This window comes from Roseburia sp. 499, from assembly GCF_001940225.2.
In the GTDB taxonomy this organism is placed as follows: Bacteria; Bacillota; Clostridia; order Lachnospirales; family Lachnospiraceae; genus Petralouisia.
On the sequence record NZ_CP135164.1, the window covers coordinates 1170743 to 1193504 of the forward strand.

At 38.9% G+C, this 22762-nt stretch carries 21 protein-coding genes and 1 riboswitch; all 21 genes read left to right on the forward strand.

Translation table 11 applies throughout. From position 1 onward, the window contains the following. The first annotated feature begins 3 nt into the window (after positions 1-3). The 21 genes from BIV20_RS05800 to BIV20_RS05900 all read left to right on the forward strand — a co-directional run bounded on the left by BIV20_RS05800 (position 4) and on the right by BIV20_RS05900 (position 22648). Positions 4-912, forward strand: a complete 909-nt coding sequence (locus BIV20_RS05800) for a DUF2156 domain-containing protein (RefSeq protein ID WP_075718954.1) — start codon at positions 4-6, stop codon at positions 910-912. Between the two features lies 1 nt (position 913). Beyond that, a complete protein-coding gene (locus BIV20_RS05805; protein WP_075718956.1) occupies positions 914-1987 on the forward strand; it encodes a CobW family GTP-binding protein in 1074 nt (357 codons plus the stop codon). A gap of 16 nt (positions 1988-2003) precedes the next feature. Further along, complete coding sequence (locus tag BIV20_RS05810; RefSeq protein ID WP_075719216.1) at positions 2004-2945, forward strand: TIGR03943 family putative permease subunit; 942 nt, start codon at positions 2004-2006, stop codon at positions 2943-2945. Between the two features lie 10 nt (positions 2946-2955). Then, complete coding sequence (locus BIV20_RS05815) at positions 2956-4113, forward strand: helix-turn-helix domain-containing protein (RefSeq protein WP_075718958.1); 1158 nt, start codon at positions 2956-2958, stop codon at positions 4111-4113. Between the two features lie 118 nt (positions 4114-4231). After that, positions 4232-4828, forward strand: coding sequence for a GNAT family N-acetyltransferase (locus BIV20_RS05820; RefSeq protein ID WP_075718960.1), 597 nt, complete (start codon positions 4232-4234; stop codon positions 4826-4828). Between the two features lie 10 nt (positions 4829-4838). Then, positions 4839-6062 (forward strand): MFS transporter, encoded by a 1224-nt coding sequence (locus BIV20_RS05825; protein WP_075718962.1) that lies wholly within the window; start codon positions 4839-4841, stop codon positions 6060-6062. A 93-nt stretch (positions 6063-6155) separates the two neighbouring features. Beyond that, entirely contained in the window at positions 6156-7592 is a 1437-nt protein-coding gene (locus BIV20_RS05830; RefSeq protein WP_075718964.1) for an HD domain-containing phosphohydrolase, read from the forward strand. After that, positions 7585-10317, forward strand: coding sequence for an ATP-binding protein (locus tag BIV20_RS05835; protein WP_075718966.1), 2733 nt, complete (start codon positions 7585-7587; stop codon positions 10315-10317). Before BIV20_RS05830 ends, BIV20_RS05835 begins: the two co-directional genes overlap by 8 nt. A 16-nt stretch (positions 10318-10333) precedes the next feature. Then, positions 10334-11794 (forward strand): RNA-binding domain-containing protein, encoded by a 1461-nt coding sequence (locus BIV20_RS05840; RefSeq protein ID WP_158024916.1) that lies wholly within the window; start codon positions 10334-10336, stop codon positions 11792-11794. An 11-nt stretch (positions 11795-11805) separates the two neighbouring features. Continuing rightward, complete coding sequence (locus tag BIV20_RS05845; protein WP_075718968.1) at positions 11806-12483, forward strand: FadR/GntR family transcriptional regulator; 678 nt, start codon at positions 11806-11808, stop codon at positions 12481-12483. A gap of 81 nt (positions 12484-12564) precedes the next feature. Continuing rightward, positions 12565-14232, forward strand: a complete 1668-nt coding sequence (gene ilvD, locus BIV20_RS05850; RefSeq protein ID WP_075718970.1) for a dihydroxy-acid dehydratase — start codon at positions 12565-12567, stop codon at positions 14230-14232. Between the two features lie 241 nt (positions 14233-14473). Further along, positions 14474-15787, forward strand: coding sequence for a hemolysin family protein (locus BIV20_RS05855; RefSeq protein WP_075718972.1), 1314 nt, complete (start codon positions 14474-14476; stop codon positions 15785-15787). A 22-nt stretch (positions 15788-15809) separates the two neighbouring features. Continuing rightward, positions 15810-16658 carry a deoxyribonuclease IV gene (locus BIV20_RS05860; protein WP_075718974.1) on the forward strand — a complete coding sequence of 283 codons (849 nt, stop codon included), beginning with the start codon at positions 15810-15812 and terminating at the stop codon, positions 16656-16658. Positions 16659-16691: 33 nt separating this feature from the next. Further along, positions 16692-17480 carry a hypothetical protein gene (locus BIV20_RS05865; RefSeq protein ID WP_143524506.1) on the forward strand — a complete coding sequence of 263 codons (789 nt, stop codon included), beginning with the start codon at positions 16692-16694 and terminating at the stop codon, positions 17478-17480. A gap of 157 nt (positions 17481-17637) precedes the next feature. Beyond that, positions 17638-18282, forward strand: coding sequence for an HD domain-containing protein (locus BIV20_RS05870; protein WP_075718978.1), 645 nt, complete (start codon positions 17638-17640; stop codon positions 18280-18282). A 492-nt stretch (positions 18283-18774) separates the two neighbouring features. Then, positions 18775-18967, forward strand: a riboswitch (cobalamin riboswitch). A gap of 188 nt (positions 18968-19155) precedes the next feature. Then, positions 19156-19902, forward strand: coding sequence for an energy-coupling factor ABC transporter permease (locus BIV20_RS05875; protein WP_075718980.1), 747 nt, complete (start codon positions 19156-19158; stop codon positions 19900-19902). A gap of 5 nt (positions 19903-19907) precedes the next feature. Continuing rightward, entirely contained in the window at positions 19908-20228 is a 321-nt protein-coding gene (locus BIV20_RS05880; RefSeq protein WP_075718982.1) for an energy-coupling factor ABC transporter substrate-binding protein, read from the forward strand. 11 nt (positions 20229-20239) lie between these two features. Further along, positions 20240-21037, forward strand: a complete 798-nt coding sequence (cbiQ, locus tag BIV20_RS05885; protein ID WP_083655111.1) for a cobalt ECF transporter T component CbiQ — start codon at positions 20240-20242, stop codon at positions 21035-21037. Positions 21038-21049: 12 nt separating this feature from the next. Further along, positions 21050-21871, forward strand: a complete 822-nt coding sequence (locus BIV20_RS05890; RefSeq protein ID WP_075718984.1) for an energy-coupling factor ABC transporter ATP-binding protein — start codon at positions 21050-21052, stop codon at positions 21869-21871. Between the two features lie 63 nt (positions 21872-21934). Then, positions 21935-22105 (forward strand): RNA polymerase sigma factor, encoded by a 171-nt coding sequence (locus tag BIV20_RS05895; RefSeq protein WP_242939785.1) that lies wholly within the window; start codon positions 21935-21937, stop codon positions 22103-22105. Positions 22106-22201: 96 nt separating this feature from the next. Then, positions 22202-22648, forward strand: a complete 447-nt coding sequence (locus tag BIV20_RS05900; protein WP_242939786.1) for an RNA polymerase sigma factor — start codon at positions 22202-22204, stop codon at positions 22646-22648. The last annotated feature ends 114 nt before the right edge of the window (positions 22649-22762 follow it).

Genomic DNA, 22762 nt, shown 5'->3' on the forward strand with positions numbered 1-22762 from the left:
TTTATGGAGATACCATTTAAAAAAATTGAGTTAGAAGACAGAGAGTTATTGGAACATTATTTACAACAGAAGACTTACCGAAGCTGTGAACTTGTTTTCCCAAATATTTATTTGTGGGGCAGGAAATATCCAGTGGATTATGCTATTGTAGAAGATACACTTATTTTCCGAAGTCTTGCGGAGTGCGATGGAACTAGTATCACGTTTCCGGCAGGTGAGCCGGAGCAGATTCATAAAGCTATGGATATTATGATACAATGGTTCGAGGAGCAGAATCTGGAGATGCATATGCATTTGGTGCAGGAACCGGAGTTTGAATTATTATGTCTTTGGTATCCGGGAATGTTTGAAATAGAATATGACCGGGATAGCGCTGATTATGTGTATGAAACGGAGAAACTCATCACGCTTTCCGGAAAAAAACTGCACGGAAAGCGGAATCATATCAATAAGTTCAAGGAAATGTATCCGGATTGGAGTTACGAAGCAATTACTAAAGATAATGTAGAAGAGTGCTTCAAGATGGCGTTGGAGTGGAGAAACATCAACCAGTGTGAGTGGGATGTAGAAAAAAGGGATGAAATGTGTGTAACTCTAAATGCCTTGCGATTACTGGAAGAATTAAAACTTTCCGGGGGATTAATTCGGGCTGACGGAAGGGTTGTGGCGTTTGCCATAGGAGAACCCTTGAATCCGGATACCTTTGTGGTTCATATTGAAAAAGCATTTGCAGATATTCAGGGAGCATATCCGATGATAAATCAACAGTTTGCAGCACATGTGGCAAAGGATTATTTATATACGAACCGGGAAGAAGATACCGGTTCCGAAGGACTTAGAAAAGCAAAATTATCATACCGTCCCGCATTTTTAGTGGACAAAGGCATGGTTAGAAAAATAGGAGGAAAGTAAAATGACAAAAATTGACATTATTTCAGGTTTTTTAGGTGCAGGAAAGACAACCTTCATCAAAAAGATGTTAGAGGATGTATTCAAAGGAGAAAAAATAGTTCTGATTGAAAATGAATTTGGTGAAATTGGAATTGATGGTGGATTTTTAAAAGATTCCGGTATTGAAATCAGTGAAATGAATTCCGGTTGTATTTGTTGCTCCTTAGTAGGAGATTTTGGGAAAAATCTGCGAGAAGTAATCGAGCGTTTTCATCCGGACCGTATTTTAATTGAGCCATCCGGAGTCGGAAAACTGTCTGACGTTATGAAATCCGTTCAGGATGTGGAAGAAGAGCAGGATGTGAAGTTAAATGGACGTATTACAGTAGTAAATACATTAAAGGCTACCAAGCAGATGAAGGCATTTGGAGAATTTTTCAATAATCAGATTGAATATGCTACTGTTGTAGTGTTGAGCCGTACACAGAATGCGAAGCCGGAGCAGACTGAGGTTGTAGTAAAAGCTGTTCAGGAGAAGAATCCGGAAGCAGCAATTATCACGACACCATGGGATGAAATTGATGGAAAACAGATTTACAAAGTAATCGAGGAAAAGAAATCCTTAGAGGAAGAATTAATGGAAGAACATCATCATGATCATCATCACGACCATGATGAAGAGTGTTGTTGCGGACACGACCATGACCATCATGACCATGATCACGACCATGACCATGACCACCACCATCATCATGAGCATGATGAAAACTGTACTTGCGGATGTCATGACCACGACCATGACCACCACCATCATCATGCGGATGAGGTATTTACAAGCTGGGGAACAGAGACACCTCATGTATTTAAGAAAGAGACCATTGAAAATGCAATGAAGGCTTTCTGTGAAACAGAGGATTATGGGGTGATTCTTCGTGCAAAGGGAATGGTTCCTTCCGAAGATGGTACATGGATTTACTTTGACATGGTAGACGGAGAATATGAACTGCGTACCGGAGAACCGGATTATACCGGAAGACTTTGTGTCATCGGAACCAATGTAGAAGAAGAGAAGTTAAAGACATTGTTTGGAATTTAAGGAAGGTTGTGAAGGAATGGAAATACCTGTATATCTGTTTTCCGGTTTTATGGACAGCGGAAAGACATCCCTGATAAAAGAAACTCTGATTGAGGAAAATTTCGGAGAAGGGGCTAAGACTCTTTTGATTGCCTGTGAAGACGGAGAAGTAGAATATGACGAAGCAGAGCTGGCAAAGGCAAATACCAAGCTGGTAATGATTGAAGAGGAAGAAGAATTTACCGAAAGTAAGTTAAAGGAATTAGACCTACAATATAAGCCGGATCAAGTTTTTATTGAATATAATGGAACATGGGAAATGGCAACGTTATTGGAAATGAATCTACCGAAGGATTGGATTATTGTACAGTCTTTAGCAACTGTAGATGCGACTACCTTTGATATGTATCTTACGAATATGCGTGCAATGATTATGGAACAGATTTTTCAGGCAGATGTAGTTATCATTAACCGTTGTGACGATGATACACCAAAGGGAAAATTCCGTCGTGCTATTAAGGTGATTAACCGAAAGGCGCAAATTGCTTATGAGCGTGCAGATGGAACGGTAGATACCGGAGAGATGGAAGAACTACCTTATGATTTGAATAAGGATATTATTGATATTACGGATATGGACTATGGTATCTGGTATATGGATGCCTTGGATGATCCTAGAAAGTATGAGGGAAAAAAAGTACGTTTTCTGGCATTGGTTTATCGTCCTGAAAAGTTGAAAAAGGGCGTGTTTGTGCCGGGACGCTTTGCTATGACCTGCTGTGCAGATGATATTGCATTTGTAGGATTTAAGTGTAAGTATGATAAAGCATCTGAGATTCCTCATAAATCATGGATTACTATTACAGCAGAGATGCATAATGAATTTGCCATGGAATATAAGGGAAAAGGACCGGTGTTGTATGCAGTGGATGTCCAGCCTGCGGAAAAGCCGGAAGATGAGTTGATATATTTTAATTAAGAGGTAGCCAATGAAATCTTTTATCGGAACACTTATTAAAAGAGAAAGATTGAAGCGAAACTATTCACAGGAGGGACTATGCAGAGGAATCTGTGTAGTCTCTTATCTGTCTAAAATTGAGCAGGGAAAGGTAGAAGCTGGAGAGGATATCATAAGTGCTTTGTTAGAACGCCTGGGGATTTCCTGTGAAACAGATAGGGGATTTTTAAAAGAGGCAGGAAAAAGGATAGAAGAGCTTTATGAAAAACTCTATGCGGGAAGCTTAGTACAGGAAGATGTAGCAGTATTGCAGCAGGAATATAACCGTTATATGGCCAGTGAATATATGTTGGATGTAATGCTTTTTATTCGTCTTTTTTCGGAGAATGAGGATGGAACGGAAACTGAGCTTGCGGAGTATATAGAGTGCATGAGTCAGAGGCAGTATGAACTATACCTGTACAGTACCTGTGAAGAAAATCAGGAGCGTTTGGAATTATTGCTGAAATTAAATCCCAATGGATTTTATTTAAATGTTGCAGGAGTTTTTTACTGGGCAAAAGGAGAATATGTAAAAGCGGTTGAAATTCTGAATCGCGCTTATCAGGTCAGTTGCGAAGAGGGAACGGCAGAAAATATGCTATCTGCCCAGATGATGCTTGGAAATTGCTATTCTTCTATGGAGCAAAAAGAATTAATGATGAAGCACTACATGATAGCAAAGCGTTTGGCAAGAGCACTGCAGAAAACAGAGGATTTGTCCACGATTACTTACAATATAGCCTTTACTTTATTGGAGTGGAATCAGGTAGAGGAGGCTTTGGAATACTTTAAGGAATGTTCCAGAAGAGATGCTTTGTATTATCATAAGTATGCTATTTGCATGGAGCGTCTTGGAGAGAAGCAAACGGCGAGGGAAATGCTTAAAAAGGGCTATGCTACGGAAGATATAGAACAATATCCTATCTATGGGAAAATGTATGAGGTAGTAGCTTATCGATTGGAGCATGAGAATTATCTCGAGGAAACAGAATATGAAGTAATACTTCGTGAATGTATGAAACAGATAAGGGAGCAACGCCCAAAGGGGTATGAGCAGTTTCATGTGCCATATCTGATAGAAGTGTTAGAACACCAACGTAAGTATAAGGAGATTTGTTCTTTGATGAAAGAATTTCCTGCGAAATAGAATATATTACATCTAAGACGGTGATTTGAGTAGTGATTTTCTCAAACACACTGTCTTTTTTATTGCTAAAAACTATGATACCATAAAGGAGAAATATGAAGGATTAGGAGGAAGTAGGATGATAGAGATTAGGGCATACGAGGAAAAAGACGAGAATCAATGGCTGAGATGTCGCGTGGTTTCTTTTTTAGATTGTTCTTATTATAACGATGTATTACAGGAAAAGGAAAAGTATAAGAATGATACTGTTTCATTAGTAGCAGAAGAAAACGGGCAAGTCGTAGGTTTTATTGATATTGAAATAGAATCTCAGGCAGGAGAACTTTGTGTAGCAGGAGAAGAAAGAGGCGCTGTTATCTGGAATCTTGGAGTTCTGCCGGAATATCGAAGAGAAGGAGTGGCAGTACAACTTTGGAATACGGCCAAGGAACAATTGAATAAAAAGGGAATTTCTTATTGTGAGGTGTGGACACAGGAAGATGAGCCTGCAAATCATTGGTATCGAAGTCAGGGATTTGTGAATCAAAAAGAGCATAACTGGCTTCGGTGCTATGCACGACCATCAAAAAAAGAATGGTTCTTAAAAGAAGAAAATATTGGAGAGATTTATGGCGTGGAAGAAATGATTTTTGAGGTAAAAACAGAACGAAGGACAGAGGTAGAACCGTATTGTTATCGAATGGATGAAGTAAGACTTTATACTCAGAAGATTTAGGAGAAAAACAATGAAAAATACGTTATGGACAAAAAATTTCATTATAATAACCATGGGAACTATTATCAGTGCCATAGGTGGAACGGCAATGAGTTTTGCAATGTCTTTTGTTGTGTTTGATAACAGTCAAAGTACCTTATTGGCTGGAATTTTCAGTGCAGTATCTCTGATTCCATCGTTGATACTTCCGGTTGTTATATCACCTTACTTAGATCGTTTTCGGCGAAAACCTGTGATTGTAGGATTAGATTGTCTGGATGGGATATTGTATTTGATTTTTGCGTTTTATTTATTGAAACAACCTTTTAGCTATCCTGTTTATATGGTGTTTTCACTGGTTACCGGTAGTACAGGAACGATTTACAATCTTGCGTATACCAGTCTTTATCCCAATTTGATTGAAAAAGGATTTGCCCAAAAGGGCTATACGATATCAGGGATGATATATCCAACAGCGATGGTCATTATGACACCGATAGCAGGATTTCTTTATGCAAAATTTGGAATGGCTACTATTTGCTTTGTAGAAGGAGGCTTATTATTGCTAGCTTCTGCAGTGGAAACGCAGATTAAAATCACAGAAACTTGTAAAAGAGAAGGAAAGTTCTCGCTTAAGGAATATGTGAATGATTTAAAAGAGGGTTGGAATTACCTGAAACAAGAAAAGGGATTATGCCGGATTTATGCCTATATGTCAATAACGCAAGGGGTAAGTCAGGGGAATAGCAGCCTTATCATTGCATTTTTTCAAACTACACCGGGACTTGGAACAGCTTTGTATGCGTGGTTTACGGTGGCGGAATTTGTCGGAAGGACGATTGGAGGAATTATTCACTATCGTTTCGAAATAAAACCTGAGAAGCGTTTTGGATTTGCGTATCTCGTTTATTTCGTATATAGTGGGATGGATATGATGTTACTGTTTTTAGGATATCCTTTCATGCTTTTCAATCGTGCTGTTTGTGGCTTTTTGGGAATTAATAGTGCTACTTTAAGGGAAAGTAGTGTGCAAAATTATATCCCGGATGATAAAAGGGCAAAATTAAACGCAATATTTAATACAGTTTTTTCCTTATCAGGAATGATTTTTTATCCTTTCATTGGAATGCTTGGTGAGATGTTTTCCTATCGGGTTAGTTTGTTAATGACAGGCAGTCTGGAAATTATTTTTTGCTATTTGATTATGTATCGCGGAAGAAAAGAGGTAAAGAAAATTTATAATCAGAAGTATTAAAACAAATTTTCAAAAGAAAGGTCTAGTGCTATTAATAAAAATGTGTTAGAATCTTCTTTGGGGTATGGCAAAGGAAAGGAAGATTAAGCTGATATGAGATATGTCATCATGGATGATGTAAAACCAGGAATGATTCTTGGAAGAGACATATATGATTTTGCAGCAAGGACACTTTTGTCAGAGGGAAAAGAACTCTCACAAGATTTGATTGAAAGGTTAAAACAGCGGGGATATCCCGGTGTTTATATTGATGATGAATGGTCAAGAGACATTCATGTAGAGGAAATTATATCCATGGAGTTGCGGGCGAATGCCGCTACATCATTGCGAGAACTTGACATGGATGCAACTATGGAGGCGTCTAAGAAAATTGTAGAACAGATATTAGAAGCCAAGGTTATTTCATTAGATTTAATGGATTTAAAGGCATATGATGATTACATTTACCAGCATTCGGTAAATGTAGCAGTATTTTCTACAGTAATTGGAATCGGAGCCGGTTATAGTATTGATGAATTAAAGGATTTGTGTCTGGCAGCGATATTACACGATTTAGGAAAGATAATGATAGATGAGCGTATTTTAAATAAGCCCGGGAAGCTCAATGCTATGGAAAATGAGATAGTAAGGCGTCACCCACAGTTGGCTTATGATATGCTTTATGATAGATGGAATATTCCATCAAGAGTAAAGAATGGCGTGCTGTGTCATCATGAAAATGAAGATGGAAGTGGTTATCCAAATGGGCTTTCAGGAGATAGGATACAGCCGTTTGCAAAAATTATACATGTGGCAGATGTGTATGATGCGCTTTCGTCGAAAAGACCGTATAAGGAAGCATGCTCCTATTCGGAGTCGTTTGAATACCTGATGGGTGGCTGCGGAACGTTATTTAATAAAGAAATTGTAGAAATTTTTGCAGAATATGTAGCAATTTATCCAAAGGGAACTCTGGTAGAGCTTTCGAATGGCGAACAAGCTCTTGTTATGAAAAATAACAAGGATAATCGTCTAAGACCAAAGGTGAAACTAAAAGATGGTACTGTGTTGGATTTACAGGATATGGATAAAAACAGAAATATTACCATAGTGCGTCAATGCGGTATGCATGTCATGGTTGCTGATGAGATAAGTCAGAATGAAAAGGGACGTAATCAGAAGCTGTATCATATTTTGGCAGTAGACGATATGGTGTCAAGCCTTCATCGGATAAAAGAGATTTTGGAAAGCAGATATAAGGTGTCATTGGTAAAGTCAGGACAGCAGGCATTAGAATTTTTGAAAAAGAAAAAGCCTGATTTAATTTTGATGGATGTAGCAATGCCAAACAAAAGTGGGATTGAGACTGTGAAGGAGATAAAAGAAAGATTTCCGGAACAGATACCTGTTATTTTTGTATCGGCACTACATGATATACAAACAGTGTTAGAATGTAGGAACATACAAGCAGCAGATTATATTTTGAAACCGTTTGAACCATCCTATTTAAAGGAACGAATAAGAATTGTATTAGGAGAAGATGATGACTGATATACTGAATGTACTTCAAATGATAGTAGTATTGATTTGTTTGTATGTTATAGTCGCATTATGTTTAAAAAAGCAATGTACGGAACGTGGTACATTGCTTTTAATTATGGGTGCAGTATTTTCTTATAATCTTGTAGGAGCTTTAACGGGGACGATGGCGAGAAATTACCTGCATGAGATATCTGATATGCTATATATGTTGGCAGAGGTCTATTTCTTTTTAGGAATGTGGAACTTAATTGGATATCTGATAGACCGACCGGTGTCAAGAAGGGCTATTAGTTTGGCAACGATTTATTTTTCGGTCCTGTTAATGCTACGTTTTACCAATCATTGGCATTTTCTGTTTTATAAGCAAAAATCAATGGTAGAACGGGATGGACAAATCTATCTGCAGGCGGAGCCTGGTGGGTGGTCTTATGTTTATATGATAAGTATCATGCTGGGTATTTGGGCAATGTTTTTGGTATGTCTGTTTGTATGCATAAAGCGCAGAAAAGAAAACGGAAAAAATGAAGCAATCAAATATCGTCTTATGTTGTTGGGGAGTATGTTGCCATGCATGAATATTATAGGATATTTATTAGGGAATGGTATTTATTATAGGATTGAGCCTTTTGGACTCTTTGCGGAAAGTATGTTAATGCTGTTAGTGGTTAATAGGTATCAGTTCTTGCAGGTGGTAGAGAGTGCAAGGGAACTTGTGATAGAAACTATGGACATAGGACTGATTATTGTGGATTGGGATTATGGATATCTGGATTCCAATGCATATGCTTCTAAGGTATTTCCGGAATTAGCTCAAATGGGACGGGGAAAGAATATTCAGACGGTAATTTCAAAGGACGATGAAATTTTTCGGAATGAATCCGTGGGAGAATTAGAAAAGAACAAAAGATATTATGAATGGAAGAAGTCAGAAGTATATCTGGAAAAACGTCAAAGGGGATATGCTATTTGTCTTTATGATATTACAGAACAAAAAAGAATGATGGAACGTTTAATCGAGATGAAGCGTCAGGCAGAAGAAGAAAATGAGCAAAAGAGCATATTTCTTGCCAATGCCAGTCACGAAATTCGTACTCCTATGAATGTGATTCTGGGAATTAGTGAAGTTTATATGCAAAAAACCCAGGAACCAGAACTGAAAAATATGTTGTATATGATGCGAAATGCAGGACAGCGCTTAATGGAAACGCTTAATGGAATTCTTGATTTTTCCAAAATAGAGGCAGGAAAAACGGCATTACGAGAAGAAGAGTATTCTTTGGAAAGAGTGTTGGAGGAATTCTATTTTCTGATGCAGGAAAGAGTAGAGCAACGAAATGTGGAATTTCAGATTAGAATTGGCAAAGGAGTTCCTAAATTTTTGATTGGGGACAGCGGAAAAGTACGTTCTGTACTGATGAATCTTTTGAGTAATGCAATTAAATATACCAAAGAGGGAAATATTACATTACAAGTAGAGGTGAAGGAGAAAGAAACACCATGGATTCTGTTTCAGGTCAGTGATACAGGGATTGGTATAGCCGAACAGGATGCAGAGCGGATATTTGAAAAGTATACACAGGTAGGAGAAGACAGTGAAGCGAATCGACAGGGAACAGGTCTTGGACTTGCCATAACGCAAAGTTTAGTAGAGTTGATGGGAGGTACGATTCAGGTAGAAACTTCTTTGGGAACAGGAAGTGTATTTCAGATTTATCTGCCATTGGTAAAGACGACGGAAGAGTGTTTTACATGTATGGAATTTGTTCCGGAAGAGGTAGAAGAACTGAAAATACAGGAAGAAGAGACAGAAGGACAGAATTGTATTTATCCGGAGGCAAAAGCTTTGGTAGTCGATGATATGGAAACAAATCTGATGGTAGCGCAGGGAATGTTGGAATTATATCATATAACGACAAAAGGTGTATTGTCCGGTGAGCAGGCGTTGGAAGCAATTTCGGAGGAATGTTACGACATTTTGTTTATTGATCAGATGATGCCGGGGATGGATGGTGTGGAAACATTAAGAAAGATCCGGGAAGCCGGAAACAAAATGCCGGCAATAGCGTTGACAGCACAGAATGTGGGAGAGAAAGTACATGAATTAAAGGAAGCAGGTTTTACAAAAGTTCTGACGAAGCCCTTGAAACGAGGAAAGTTAGAAAAGGTATTGGAGGCATGCCTAAAAGAAAAAATGCAGAAGGGTACCTTGCAAGAAGATAAAAGTCAACAGGATATTTTGAAGAGTTATTACTACCAAGTATCAGAAGTTGCAGAGGAATTATTAGAATTGTATCGGGAGGATTTAGATACTTTCCTAATAAAGATACATGGTATTAAAGGAGCGAGCAGGAATATCGGAGCTGTTATGACAGCAAATTTTGCAGAACAGTTGGAAACTGAGGGAAAAACAGGAAATTTTACATATGTAGAGGAGCATTTGCATGAGTTCTTACAGTCTCTTCAAGAAACGCTTGAATGGGTGAAAAGTAATTTAGAAGAAACAGGAGAGGAAAAGCCCAGAAAAGAGAAAATAGAAACAGAGGCATTAGAATACATTGCAGAAAAGATGGAAGAGTTCGAGTTAGAGGAGGCGCAGGAAACACTGCGTGCATTAATGAGATATTCATATTCGGCTAAAGAGGAGAAATTGCTAGAGCGATTGGAGCGGATGATTATAAATCTGGAATATGAGCAAGCGTCAGAAGCAATTCGCAAGTTTTTGTCAGAGGAGTAGAAGGAAGGGAAGAACAATGGACGGAAGTATTATAAATATGAACCGTTTAGAAGCATATCGTGAGAATAATCGAATTGAGGCGAAGAAAGCATTGGGAGGTTTGCCTCATAGCTTATGGGAGACCTATTCTGCTTTTGCCAACACATTAGGGGGAATTTTACTCCTAGGAGTAGAGGAGCGTAAGGATGGCTCTTTTCTCGTACATGATTTGCCGGACCCACAACATTTGATAGATGAATTTTGGAGTATTATATCAGATTCGGAGCGGGTCAGCAGAAATATTTTAAAGCCGGAACAAGTGAGAATAGAAGAACTGGACGGAAAAAGAATTATAACAATTACAGTTCCAAGAGCAGAACGCAGGGAACGTCCTATATATATAGGAACGGATATTTATACCGGCTCCTATCGTAGAGATGGGGAAGGAGACTATCATTGTTCCAGGGAAGAGATTGAGCATATGAAAAGAGAAGCCGAGGAAGATTCTGGAAGACAGGTGTTAGAAGAATTATCGATACATCAGTTAGATGAGAATACCATAAGTCGGTATCGGAAAAGATTGAGTCAGCAACGTCCGGGGCATATGTGGTTGGAATTACCCAAGGAAGATTTTTTGGAAAAAATTGGAGCTGTTGGGCAAGGGAAAGATGGGAATCGATATCCTACTACAGCAGGATTGTTGATGTTTGGAAAGGAAAGAGATATTGTAAAAAAATATCCCTGTTATGCCGTAGATTATCAGGAACTGCGAACGGATGGTATATGGGTGGATTTGGTGATTTCAGGTACCGGAAACTGGACTGGTAATTTATACGATTTTTTTGAAATTGTATCAGAAAAAATGATAAAGGGTATGAAACTGCCTTATAAAGGGATAGAAACTCCGGTACATAAGGCAATTTGTGAAGTATTAGTAAACTGTCTGGTAAATGCGGATTACGAAGCAAAGCAGGGGGTTTTAGTTCAAAAAGCAGGGAAGCAACTGGTGTTTGAAAATCCGGGGACCTTTGGTGTGGATCAGGAACAGGCAGTAGAAGGGGGCATATCCAGTCCACGAAATCCGGAACTGATACAGATGTTTCATTTAATTAATATTGGAAAAGGAGATGGAAAGGGATTGTCATGCATCTATTCCTTATGGAGAGAGCAGGGGTGGGCAATGCCTGAAATTCGAGAAGAATTCAAGCCGGAGCGCATACAGGTGTCGTTGGTAGTGGAAAAAGAGGAACAGAATACCGGAGGCGGGAAAAAACTGCGCGAAGAGCGGCGTAAAGCAAACGAAGTAATATATGAGAGTCAGAAACAACAGGTAATTGATTGTGTGACTGCTTCCATACAGATTAGCACTGCACAAACAGCAGAACTTTTGGATATTAGTAAGGCTAGTGCAAAAGAGGTACTTAGCAAGATGGTAGAAGAGGGAATTTTGGAACGATGCGGAGATAGACGTAATCGAATTTATCGGTTAAAAGCATAGAAAGGAGAGACATGGAACAGAAAAGTAGGTTATCAGACCGTACGGCAGACAGTATATTATCCATGATTACGGTGGAAAAACGTTTTTTACCGGGAGATAAACTACCGAATGAAAATATATTGTCAGAAGAATTAAAAGTAAGCAGAACAACTTTACGGGAAGCCATTCGTATTCTGGCTACCGGAGGAATTTTGGAAATTAGACGTGGAAGGGGAACTTTTGTAAGAGAGGACTTGGAAATAGATAATCCAAAGGAGTTAGAACCTCTTACTTCTACAGAGGTGAAAGTTCGCGACTTATATGAGATGCGTTTGATTTTTGAACCGGAGGCAGCTTATTATGCAGCACTCCGGGCGACAGATAAGGAAATAGAGAGGATTGTAAGTCTGGGAGCGGAAATTGAAGAAAGGATTCGACAAGAAAAGGATCGGACAGAAGTAGAACAGGCATTCCATAAGTCTATTGCCAAGGCAACGCATAATGAATTCATGAATCAGTTGATGCCTGTTATTTATGAAGGAATCAATAAGGGAGTACGTCTCTCTAAGGTTCATGAGGAGGCAGTGCAGGCAACACTTGTAGACCATAAGATGTTGATGGATTTTTTGAAGGTGCGTAATGCAGAAGGTGCTAGGAATGCTATGCGGATTCATATTCTGCATGCTATGGAGCAGTTGCCAATGGAATAAATGTAATACAACTATATTGACAGCAGACAACTCGAGAGATATAATATAACCAATTAAAACGAAAAGGAAAGAGGTAGCAAAATGAAGAGTGATAATGTAAAAAAAGGAATGCAGCAGGCACCACATCGTTCCCTGTTTAATGCATTAGGATTTACCCAGGAAGAGATGGAGAAGCCATTAGTAGGTATTGTAAGTTCCTATAATGAGATTGTTCCGGGACATATGAATCTGGATAAAATTGTAAATGCAGTAAAAATGGGAGTAGCAGAAGCAGGTGGTGTACCTGTAGTATTCCCGGCAATCGCAGTATGTGACGGAATTGCAATGGGACATGAAGGAATGAAGTATTCCTTAGTAACCAGAGATTTGATTGCAGATTCTACTGAGTGTATGGCTTTAGCGCATCAGTTTGATGCGCTCGTTATGGTTCCAAACTGTGATAAAAATGTACCGGGACTTTTAATGGCTGCAGCAAGAGTAAATGTACCTACCGTATTTGTGTCTGGTGGTCCGATGCTGGCTGGTCATGTGAAAGGAAAGAAAACAAGTTTGTCTTCCATGTTCGAAGCAGTAGGAGCTTATGCAGCGGGAACTTTAACAGAAGAAGATGTATGCGAATACGAACAAAAGACATGTCCTACTTGTGGTTCATGTTCCGGTATGTATACAGCTAATTCCATGAACTGTTTAACCGAGGCACTTGGTATGGGGCTTGGCGGAAATGGAACTATTCCGGCTGTATATTCAGATAGACTTCGTCTTGCAAAACATGCAGGAATGGCAGTTATGGAAATGTACCGCAAAAACATTCGCCCAAGAGACATTATGACAAAGGATGCAATTTTAAATGCATTGACTGTAGATATGGCATTGGGATGTTCTACCAACAGTATGTTGCATTTGCCGGCAATTGCCCATGAAATCGGATTTGACTTTGATATTGCATTTGCAAACGAAATCAGTGAGAAGACCCCGAACCTCTGTCACCTTGCACCGGCAGGTCCTACCTATATGGAAGACTTAAATGAAGCAGGTGGTGTATATGCCGTTATGAATGAACTTTCTGAATTGGGCTTACTGAATCTGGATTGTATGACTGTAACCGGAAAGACTATTGGAGAAAACATCAAGGGTGCAGTGAATAAGAATCCAGAAGTTATCCGTCCATTAGATAATCCATATAGCCAGACCGGAGGACTTGCAGTTCTTAAGGGAAATCTTGCACCAGACGGAAGTGTAGTAAAGCGTTCTGCTGTTGCACCGGAAATGATGGTACATGAAGGTCCTGCAAGAGTATTTGACTGCGAAGAAGATGCTATTGCAGCAATCAAAGGTGGAAAAATCGTAGCAGGTGATGTAGTTGTTATCCGTTACGAAGGACCAAAGGGAGGACCTGGAATGCGTGAGATGTTGAATCCAACTTCTGCTATTGCAGGAATGGGACTTGGTTCTTCTGTAGCACTTATCACGGACGGACGTTTTTCCGGAGCAAGCCGTGGAGCGTCTATCGGACACGTTTCCCCAGAAGCGGCAGTAGGTGGAACAATTGCATTGGTAGAAGAAGGAGATACTATCAAAATCAATATTCCGGAAATGAAACTGGAGTTGGATGTTTCCGAGGAAGAACTGGCAGCAAGAAGAGCAAAATGGCAGCCAAGAGAGCCAAAAGTAACAACAGGATATCTGGCTCGTTATGCAGGTTTGGTTACTTCCGGAGCAAAGGGAGCCGTATTAAATAAAGCACAGTAAATGCTAATATCCTGTTAAGAATGTATCTAGTCGATTGACACAGATTGTCCCTTACCATATAGTAAATCTGTGATGAACTTATGGTAAAGGAGCAGCATAACAGCAGATGAACGATAGCGACAGTGATAGTAACAATTTAAATACCGCTACATATTATAAGAAAAGGGCATACCCATATTCTTTTATAAGGATTATGGGTGTGTCTTTTTGCGTCTAAAAAGATGATTTCAGAGGAGAGAAAATGTTAGGACAAATATTATTACAGATTATTTTAATTGGCTTGAATGCCATATTTGCATGTGCAGAAATTGCAGTGATTTCTATGAATGACACCAGATTAGAACAGCTTACGGCAGAAGGAGATAAACGGGCGGTACGCCTTTCTCGTCTTACCAGCCAGCCTGCAAAATTTTTGGCAACCATACAGGTAGCAATTACATTATCCGGATTTTTAGGTAGTGCTTTTGCAGCAGATAATTTTTCTGACAGCTTGACTTCTTGGCTTTTAGGAATCGGTGTTCCCATTCCTGAAAAAACACTAGACACTATTTCCGTTGTAGTAATTACCATTATCCTGTCCTACTTTACTTTGATATTTGGAGAACTGGTGCCAAAGCGTTTGGCAATGAAGAAAACAGAACAGCTTGCACTTGGCATGTCCACTCTGATTTCTGCTCTGGCACAGTTATCAGCGCCTATTGTATGGGTGTTGACAGTATCCACCAATGGAATTCTGAGACTTTGCGGAATCGACCCGGCAGCAGAAGAGGATGAGGTCAGTGAAGAAGAAATTCGTATGATGGTGGATGCCGGAAGCCGTAAGGGCGTCATTGATTTTGAAGAAAAAGAATTTATCCAGAACGTTTTTGAGTTTGATGATTTGGCAGTAGGAGAATTTGCCACACGAAGAAAAGATATTACTATTTTGTGGACAGAAGAGAGTATGGAACAGTGGGATGAGATGATTCATGAAAGCAGACATACCAGATATCCGGTCTGCGGGGAATCAGTAGATGATGTAGTTGGAATCTTAAACGTAAAGGATTATTTCAGACTAAAAGAAAAAACAAGAGAAAATGTTATGAAGAATGCGGTGAATGCTCCGTTTTTTGTACCGGAAGGAATTCGCGCAGACGTGCTGTTCCGTCAGATGAAAGAGTCACGAAATCATTTTGCTGTTGTGCTAGATGAATATGGCGGTACAGAAGGTATTGTCACTATTAATGACTTGCTGGAACAGTTGGTGGGAGACTTAGAGGATGAAGATTGCCCGGAGGAAAAGCAGGAGGGAATCGAACAGGTAGATGATACCACTTGGAAAATATACGGAAACCTTCCGTTGGAGGAAGTGGCAGAGACAATTAATGTCCCGCTTCCGATAGAGGAATACGATACCTTTAGCGGATTTGTGTTTGCTACTTACGGCTCCGTTCCGGTAGATGGAAGCAAAATTGAAGTAAAAACAGATAAGTTGCAGATTCTGGTAACAAAAATTTGTGAACATCAGGTGGAAGAAGCTATTGCAAAGTGTTATACTGTAGAAATAGAAGAGTAAGTTTAACATAAAGGAGAACCAAATGTTAAGAATCGGATGTCACCTGTCTTCCTCAAAAGGCTATCTGGCTATGGGAAAGGAAGCAGTAAAAATAGGAGCAAATACCTTTCAGTTTTTCACTAGGAATCCCAGAGGCGGAAAAGCAAAGCCGTTGGATATAGCTGATATCGAAGCGTATCTTGATTTTGCAAAAGAGAATGGAATTGAAAGAATTCTTGCCCATGCACCCTATACTCTTAATGCTTGTGCAAAAGATGAAGGTCTGCGTCAGTTTGCATATGAGACTATGTGCGATGATTTAAGTCGGCTGGAGCATTTACCTGAGGGAATGTATAACTTTCATCCGGGGAGTCATGTAAAGCAAGGAGTGGAAGCTGGAATTGATTATATTGTAGAAATGTTGAATCGTATTAATGAAAAGGGCTATAACACCACCATTTTGTTAGAAACTATGGCAGGAAAGGGAACAGAAGTAGGAAGGAACTTCGAGGAATTGCAGAATATTATTGAAAAAGTAGAAGATACTAGTCATCTTGGCGTTTGTTTGGATACGTGTCATGTATTTGATGGAGGGTATGACATTGTTGGAAATTTAGATGAGGTGCTGAAACAGTTTGATGAAGTAATCGGATTGGAACGGTTAAAATCAATACATTTAAATGACAGTAAGAATGAATTGGGAAGTCACAAGGACCGTCATGAAAAAATTGGTGAGGGAAATATTGGACTGGAGGCCTTTCGTAATATTATTAATCATCCTAAACTGCGGGAACTTCCGTTTTTTTTGGAAACACCAAATGAACTGGAAGGATATGCAAGAGAAATTTCTCTGTTAAGAAGTTATTACTATTACCCGATATATAAAAAGTAAATGGAAATAAGTGGAAATCAAGGGGATGAACAGATGAGAAATTTAAATCGTGCAGGGATGAGTGCAGGAAGAATTGCAGGAGAGCGGGCGCTGAATGACGCACGTAGAAGATTAAGTACTAAGATGAGTCGTCAGACCCAAAGTACACGAACCAGCAGGCTTAGCAGTAGTCAGGTAAAAAGTGCAGACAGAAGCAGTATCATAGCAGCTAATTCATTTGCTTCCAAGTATCAGTCATCTTCTCAAAACACTACGTTAGAGAAGAAATACTACACAGAAATGGGAGAAGCGGCAGAAAGTCTTCAAGACAGAGTTTCTTTGTTCCTAAAAAGGGGAGAGAATACACTGTTTGGAAAGCAGACAGAAGTTGCTGATAATGGAGGAACTACTGTAACAGAAGAACAAAAAAATAAGCTTGTAAAAGAAATAGAGGGTTTTGTAGATGACTACAATACCATGAGAAAGAGCATGGGGAATATTGGGGGACAAGTGCGCCAGGTTTATATTCAGCAGTTAGACAAGCAGGTAAACAAACAGGAAAAGACTCTGGCAGAAATAGGAATTAGCAAAGGGAAGGACGGTATCTTGAGTGTCAAGTCCTCTGTTTTAAAGGAATCAGATTTAGAAAAAATCAAATTATTATTTGGTACTGTGGATTCTTTTGCAGATAACATAGGTAATATTAGTAATGCGCTAGAGAAAAATGCAAGAGATAATCTTTATGAGTTGAAATTTAGTAGTTATAGCTCGAATTACAGTCGGAACGGAAGCTACCGTGATAGTTATAGCAGTATCGGAAAACGATATAATGTAAGAGGATAAAAAATTATATTAATCTAAATTCTTTTGGCGAAAACTGAGAAATACGTTTCAGAGGTTAAATGTTTCGTATTTTTCGGTTTTTTGTATTTTTATAGTATTTGTGATACAATGAGTAAAATTTCGGAAAAGAGATGTTAAGTAGAGGGAGAAAAAGATTATGATAAATAAAAGTTATAAGAAATATTTACAATATGTGCGAGAGTATCTGACACAACACAATGGAATAAATTCACCGAATCCATTACATCCATTTCGCTCACGATACCATCATACCATAAGAGTGTTGCATTGGTGCTTTCGGTTGGCGGAAGAACAAACAGGAATTGACGAAGAGGCACTTTATACAGCAGCTATTTTTCACGATATCGGATATACAGATAGGGATAATGAAACACATGCAGAACGCAGTTATCAGGCATTTCTGGAGTATGCGAAAATGCAGAATATGGAGCCGGAATTAGTAGAAAAGGTAGCTGATATGATAGCAAAACATTCGGATAAGAGTCTTTTAAGGTTTCCGGGTACATGCAGAGAACTGATTTTGCTTATGGAGGCAGATTTGTTGGATGAAGAGGGAGCTATGGGAATTGTATGGGATTGTATGACCATGGGAAATGGACATGTTAACAGTTACGGGAATGCTTATACATATATTATGGAAAATTCCAATAAACCGGAGGTAAATCCTATGGTGACACCGAAAGCAATTCAGTATTGGGAGAGAAAAAAGAAGATTGCAGCAGAATTTGCAGAAGAACTGAAAGATGATTTAATGATAGGTAGCGAATACTTCGATTTTTAAGGTTAATATTTTAGCTTTTTTGAACGTGAAAAGCCAGACACACTTTCTAGCATGGCTAGATATTGCATTTGCAGGAATGATATTAATTTCCCTGGTTCGAAACTCGGTTTTTCCCTTCATGCAACCGAACCTAAATACAAAAAATTGGATTTTCATATGTTGAACACTTTGTGTTCTTCTTACAGCAGCATAAAAGAATGAATGGGTATGCCAGAAAGATGTTTGAGGACAGAGAAACACGGGTTTAAATGTGTATCTGTCCGAGTTCTTTTGGCATACCTTTATCGAGCATTCTTGTTGCTGCTGTCTAGAAGAACCAGAAGTGTGGGGTCATATTAAAATCCAATTTTTTGTATCAGGTTCTTTGCATAAGAAGGAAAAACCTCAGACAACGAACTTAGGAAAATACCTTTCCTCCAAATGCAATAAAAAGATTGACAAGTGTTTTCACGTCAAGTAGAATGAAAAAAGCGGTATTCACCGCGAATAAATAAAAATATAGTTACAGAAGGTGCCTGTATTCTCCACAGGATAATAGGGAAATGGGTGAGAATCCCATACGGTCCCGCCGCTGTATGAGTGGAGCCTTATCTTGAATATGTAAGTAAAACCACTGGGAAACCGGGAAGGTGAGATAAGGTGAAGAAACTTGAGTCAGAAGACCTGCCTTTTGTGAAGGAATGCACGAAGTTACGAGAGATGACTGGCTGCAGAGAACCGATTACTGAAGAATATGCTGTGATGTTTGGGATATGTAGGTAATTGGTTGTTTGAAGTACCGGTTTACTGCGTGGGAAAGCAGAAATGCGGTGCTTTTTTGTTCATAAGAAAAATCTTATGAATGTCCCAAGGAGGACGGAAAGGAGAAAATTTATGACAAAACATCAGAAGAAACTAGTTGTATTAAGTATTGCATTTGCGGTAGCATTTGGAATCGTACCACAGGTAAATGCCATGCATATCATGGAAGGTTACCTGCCGCTGTCATTTTGCATTGGATGGGGAGCAATCTGTATTCCATTTTTATTAAGCGGATTCTTTTCCATTCAGAAAAAATTAAAGGAGAATCGGAAAAATATTACACTCTTGGCGATGGCAGGAGCGTTTGTATTTGTAATCTCTTCTTTAAAGATTCCATCTGTAACCGGAAGCTGTTCTCATATGACAGGAACGGGACTAGGTGCTATTTTATTTGGACCTAGTGCAGTCAGCATTCTTGGAATCATTGTACTGATTTTTCAGGCAATTTTGTTAGCACATGGAGGGGTGACCACTTTAGGAGCCAATACGTTTTCCATGGCAATCGCAGGACCTTTTATTTCTTATGGAATCTTTGTATTATGTAAGAAGTTAAAAGTAAATCGTAGAGTCAGCGTATTTCTGGCAGCAACTCTGGGTGACTTGTTTACATATTGTGTAACCAGCGTACAGCTTGCTATGGCGTATCCTTCTTCCGAAGGTGGAGTAGGAACATCTGCAGTGAAGTTCCTTGGCGTATTTGCACCGACCCAGCTTCCATTGGCAATTATTGAAGGTTTTCTGACTGTAATTATTATGGTTACTCTGGAAAATTATGCACAGAAAGAATTGAAAGATACTAAATATTTAAAGGAGGCATAAGAGGTATGAAGAGTAAGGATAAAAAGCTGATAGTAACAATATTAATTGTTGTATTTCTAATGGTTATCGTACCTTTGATTGCTTTAAAAGGTGCGGAATTTGGTGGTTCTGATGATGCAGGAAGCCAGGTGGTAGAAGAAATCAATGGGGAATATGAACCATGGTTTACACCGGTATTAGAGACTCTGATTGATGGAGAACTGCCGGGAGAGGTAGAAAGCCTCATGTTCTGCGTGCAGACCGGAATTGGTGTAGGAATTATTGCATTTGTTCTGGGAAGATTTGTAGAGCGTAAGAAATGGGAAGATAAGAAGCAGGAAGATTAAGAGGAATTATTATGAAAGAGCACAAACATCATTCTCACGGTGTACAGACCATGGACTTTTATGCCTATCAGTCCGGATTACGTCAATGGAACGGCGGATATAAGGTGCTGTCAGCTCTTCTCATTCTTATATTATGCATTGGGCTGGATGATATCTGGGTATCGGTTACAGTGATTGTTACGATAGGAATGTTGAACGTAATAGGAAATCGGGTTCCATTGAGACAATATGTAGAATTGATGAAAATTCCAATTGCTTTTTTGATACTAGGATGTATTGCTATTGCATTTGGGATATCTACCAGACCCATTGGAGATTATCACTTTTCTCTACATTGGTTTTATTTGTATTTTATGAAAGCAGATATCCGAAAGGCAGTAGAGTTGTTTCTCAAGGCGTTAGGAGCAGTCAGTGCCATGTATATGATGGCACTTTCTACCCCTGCCGGAGAGCTAATTAATGTGTTGCGAAAAGCCCATGTACCAAAGCTTATGGTAGAACTGATGAATATGATATACCGTTTCATTTTTATTTTGACAGATGTACAAGGCAGAATGAAGCGGGCAACAGTTTCCAGATTGGGATATGTGGACTTTAAGACCTCCTGTAGTTCTTTTGGAAAAATTGCAGGAAATCTTTTTATCTTGTCTTTAAAAAAGGCAGATACTTATTATGATGCTATGGTTTCCAGAGGATATGATGGAGAAATCATGTTCCTGGAAGAAGAAAAAAAGGTGACATTGGTGCAGATTGCAGGAATGGCGTCTTACTTGTTAATATTGATTCTCATTTGGTATATAGGAAGATAAAGGCGAAGAGAGATGGTAAAAGAAATCATTGAAGTAAAAAATCTGGCATATGCGTATCAGACAGGAACACATGCGTTAGAGCATATTGATATGGTGGTAAAAGAAGGGGAAAAAATTGCAGTGATGGGGTCTAATGGGGCAGGAAAATCTACTTTTTTCCTGAATCTGAACGGTGTATTGCAACCAGACGAAGGGGAAATCAGGTATCGTGGAACTGTGATTAATAAAAAGAACTTGAATGAACTTCGTAAAAATGTTGGTTTTGTTTTTCAGGATGCAGATAGTCAGATGATTGCTTCCGATGTACAGGGAGAAGTATCATTTGGTCCTATGAATCTGAAACTGCCTAAGGAAGAGGTAAAAAAGCGGGTAGAGGAAGCATTGGAGTATATGAATCTTACGGAGTACCGGAATCGTCCGCCTCATTACTTAAGTGGTGGGGAGAAGAAGCGTGTCAGCATTGCAGATATTATTGCAATGAAGTCAGAGGTGGTATTGTTTGATGAGCCAACGGCAGCATTGGATCCATTAAGCGCCGAGATGTTAGAGGAAGTACTGGAAAAAATGTCTGATGAGGGAAAGACATTGCTCATTTCCACTCATGATGTAGATTTTGCATATCGTTGGGCAGAACGAATAGTAGTATTTTGCAGTGGAAAAATAGTTGCAGACGGAACACCATTGGAAATTTTTCAGAATGAAGCAGTATTAGAGCAGGCACATTTGAAGAAACCGGCTATGCTTACGGTATATGAGGCATTGAGGACACGAGGATTAGTAGAGGAAGGAAGTTACCCAAGAGTACCGGAAGAATTAGAAAAGGTATTGAAGTAAAATGAACAAAATAGTAAAATGTGGATATTGAGCCCCTACTATTTGTGATAAAATGGAGAAAGCATGGATATTACAACTATATTTAAGAATTATCATACTTACATATACAACTATGCACTGAAATTAACTTGTCATCCACAGGATGCACAGGACATTACACAGGAAACATTTGTAAAAGCATGGGAAAAACTAGATGAATTAAAAGATGAAAATGCAGTGGCAAAATGGCTTTGAACAATTTGCTTTCATCTGTTTTTGGATAAAAAGCGAAAAGAAAAACAGGTTGACCTTCTGGAAAATATGGAAGTTTTAGAGCAAGAGGGAACTCTCTTGAGAGAAGTATCTCTTATGCCGGAAGATGAAGTAATAGTGGCGGAAGAAGTAAAAAACTTGCAAAATGGATGTTTTCTTGCTATGGTAAGACGACTTTCTTTAAATCAGAGAATTACCTTTTCTCTGGTGGACATGTTTGGTTTAGATATAGAATATGTAGCGGAAGTATTAGGGATTTCAAAAGGTGTAGCAAAGGGCTTGCTGTACCGGGCAAGAATGAATATAGATTATTTCTTTGCAGACCATTGCGCCATCCTTTATGAGAAAAATCCCTGCTCCTGTCAGGCGTGGATTGCATTTTCGACCAAGCGTGCCGGAATGCAAAAACAGGCAAAGAAGTTGGTAAATAAATTGGACTATAAGGAAAAAAATTATGTGTATCGGGAAGAAGTGCGAAAAAAATTAAAATTTGCGTATCTTGCATCTTTTTTTACGTCTATATAAATGTAGAACAAAAAAGAAAGTCCAGCTAATAAATGTCAATAAGAAATTTAAAAAATATTGATTATATTTTAGGACTAAAAAAGGGCGCACTTATCCCTTGGTGAAAATATCTTG

Bases quoted from the DNA above. Each gene is read 5' to 3' on its own strand.
- BIV20_RS05830 (WP_075718964.1), top strand. From the start codon at position 6,156: ATGAGATATGTCATCATGGATGATGTAAAACCAGGAATGATTCTTGGA.
- BIV20_RS05865 (WP_143524506.1), top strand. From the start codon at position 16,692: ATGAGAAATTTAAATCGTGCAGGGATGAGTGCAGGAAGAATTGCAGGA.
- BIV20_RS05895 (WP_242939785.1), top strand. From the start codon at position 21,935: ATGGATATTACAACTATATTTAAGAATTATCATACTTACATATACAAC.
- BIV20_RS05880 (WP_075718982.1), top strand. From the start codon at position 19,908: ATGAAGAGTAAGGATAAAAAGCTGATAGTAACAATATTAATTGTTGTA.
- BIV20_RS05810 (WP_075719216.1), top strand. From the start codon at position 2,004: ATGGAAATACCTGTATATCTGTTTTCCGGTTTTATGGACAGCGGAAAG.
- BIV20_RS05800 (WP_075718954.1), top strand. From the start codon at position 4: ATGGAGATACCATTTAAAAAAATTGAGTTAGAAGACAGAGAGTTATTG.
- BIV20_RS05855 (WP_075718972.1), top strand. From the start codon at position 14,474: ATGTTAGGACAAATATTATTACAGATTATTTTAATTGGCTTGAATGCC.
- BIV20_RS05825 (WP_075718962.1), top strand. From the start codon at position 4,839: ATGAAAAATACGTTATGGACAAAAAATTTCATTATAATAACCATGGGA.
- cbiQ (WP_083655111.1), top strand. From the start codon at position 20,240: ATGAAAGAGCACAAACATCATTCTCACGGTGTACAGACCATGGACTTT.
- BIV20_RS05875 (WP_075718980.1), top strand. From the start codon at position 19,156: ATGACAAAACATCAGAAGAAACTAGTTGTATTAAGTATTGCATTTGCG.
- BIV20_RS05860 (WP_075718974.1), top strand. From the start codon at position 15,810: ATGTTAAGAATCGGATGTCACCTGTCTTCCTCAAAAGGCTATCTGGCT.
- BIV20_RS05890 (WP_075718984.1), top strand. From the start codon at position 21,050: ATGGTAAAAGAAATCATTGAAGTAAAAAATCTGGCATATGCGTATCAG.
- BIV20_RS05820 (WP_075718960.1), top strand. From the start codon at position 4,232: ATGATAGAGATTAGGGCATACGAGGAAAAAGACGAGAATCAATGGCTG.
- BIV20_RS05840 (WP_158024916.1), top strand. From the start codon at position 10,334: ATGGACGGAAGTATTATAAATATGAACCGTTTAGAAGCATATCGTGAG.
- BIV20_RS05805 (WP_075718956.1), top strand. From the start codon at position 914: ATGACAAAAATTGACATTATTTCAGGTTTTTTAGGTGCAGGAAAGACA.
- BIV20_RS05870 (WP_075718978.1), top strand. From the start codon at position 17,638: ATGATAAATAAAAGTTATAAGAAATATTTACAATATGTGCGAGAGTAT.
- ilvD (WP_075718970.1), top strand. From the start codon at position 12,565: ATGAAGAGTGATAATGTAAAAAAAGGAATGCAGCAGGCACCACATCGT.
- BIV20_RS05845 (WP_075718968.1), top strand. From the start codon at position 11,806: ATGGAACAGAAAAGTAGGTTATCAGACCGTACGGCAGACAGTATATTA.
- BIV20_RS05815 (WP_075718958.1), top strand. From the start codon at position 2,956: ATGAAATCTTTTATCGGAACACTTATTAAAAGAGAAAGATTGAAGCGA.
- BIV20_RS05835 (WP_075718966.1), top strand. From the start codon at position 7,585: ATGACTGATATACTGAATGTACTTCAAATGATAGTAGTATTGATTTGT.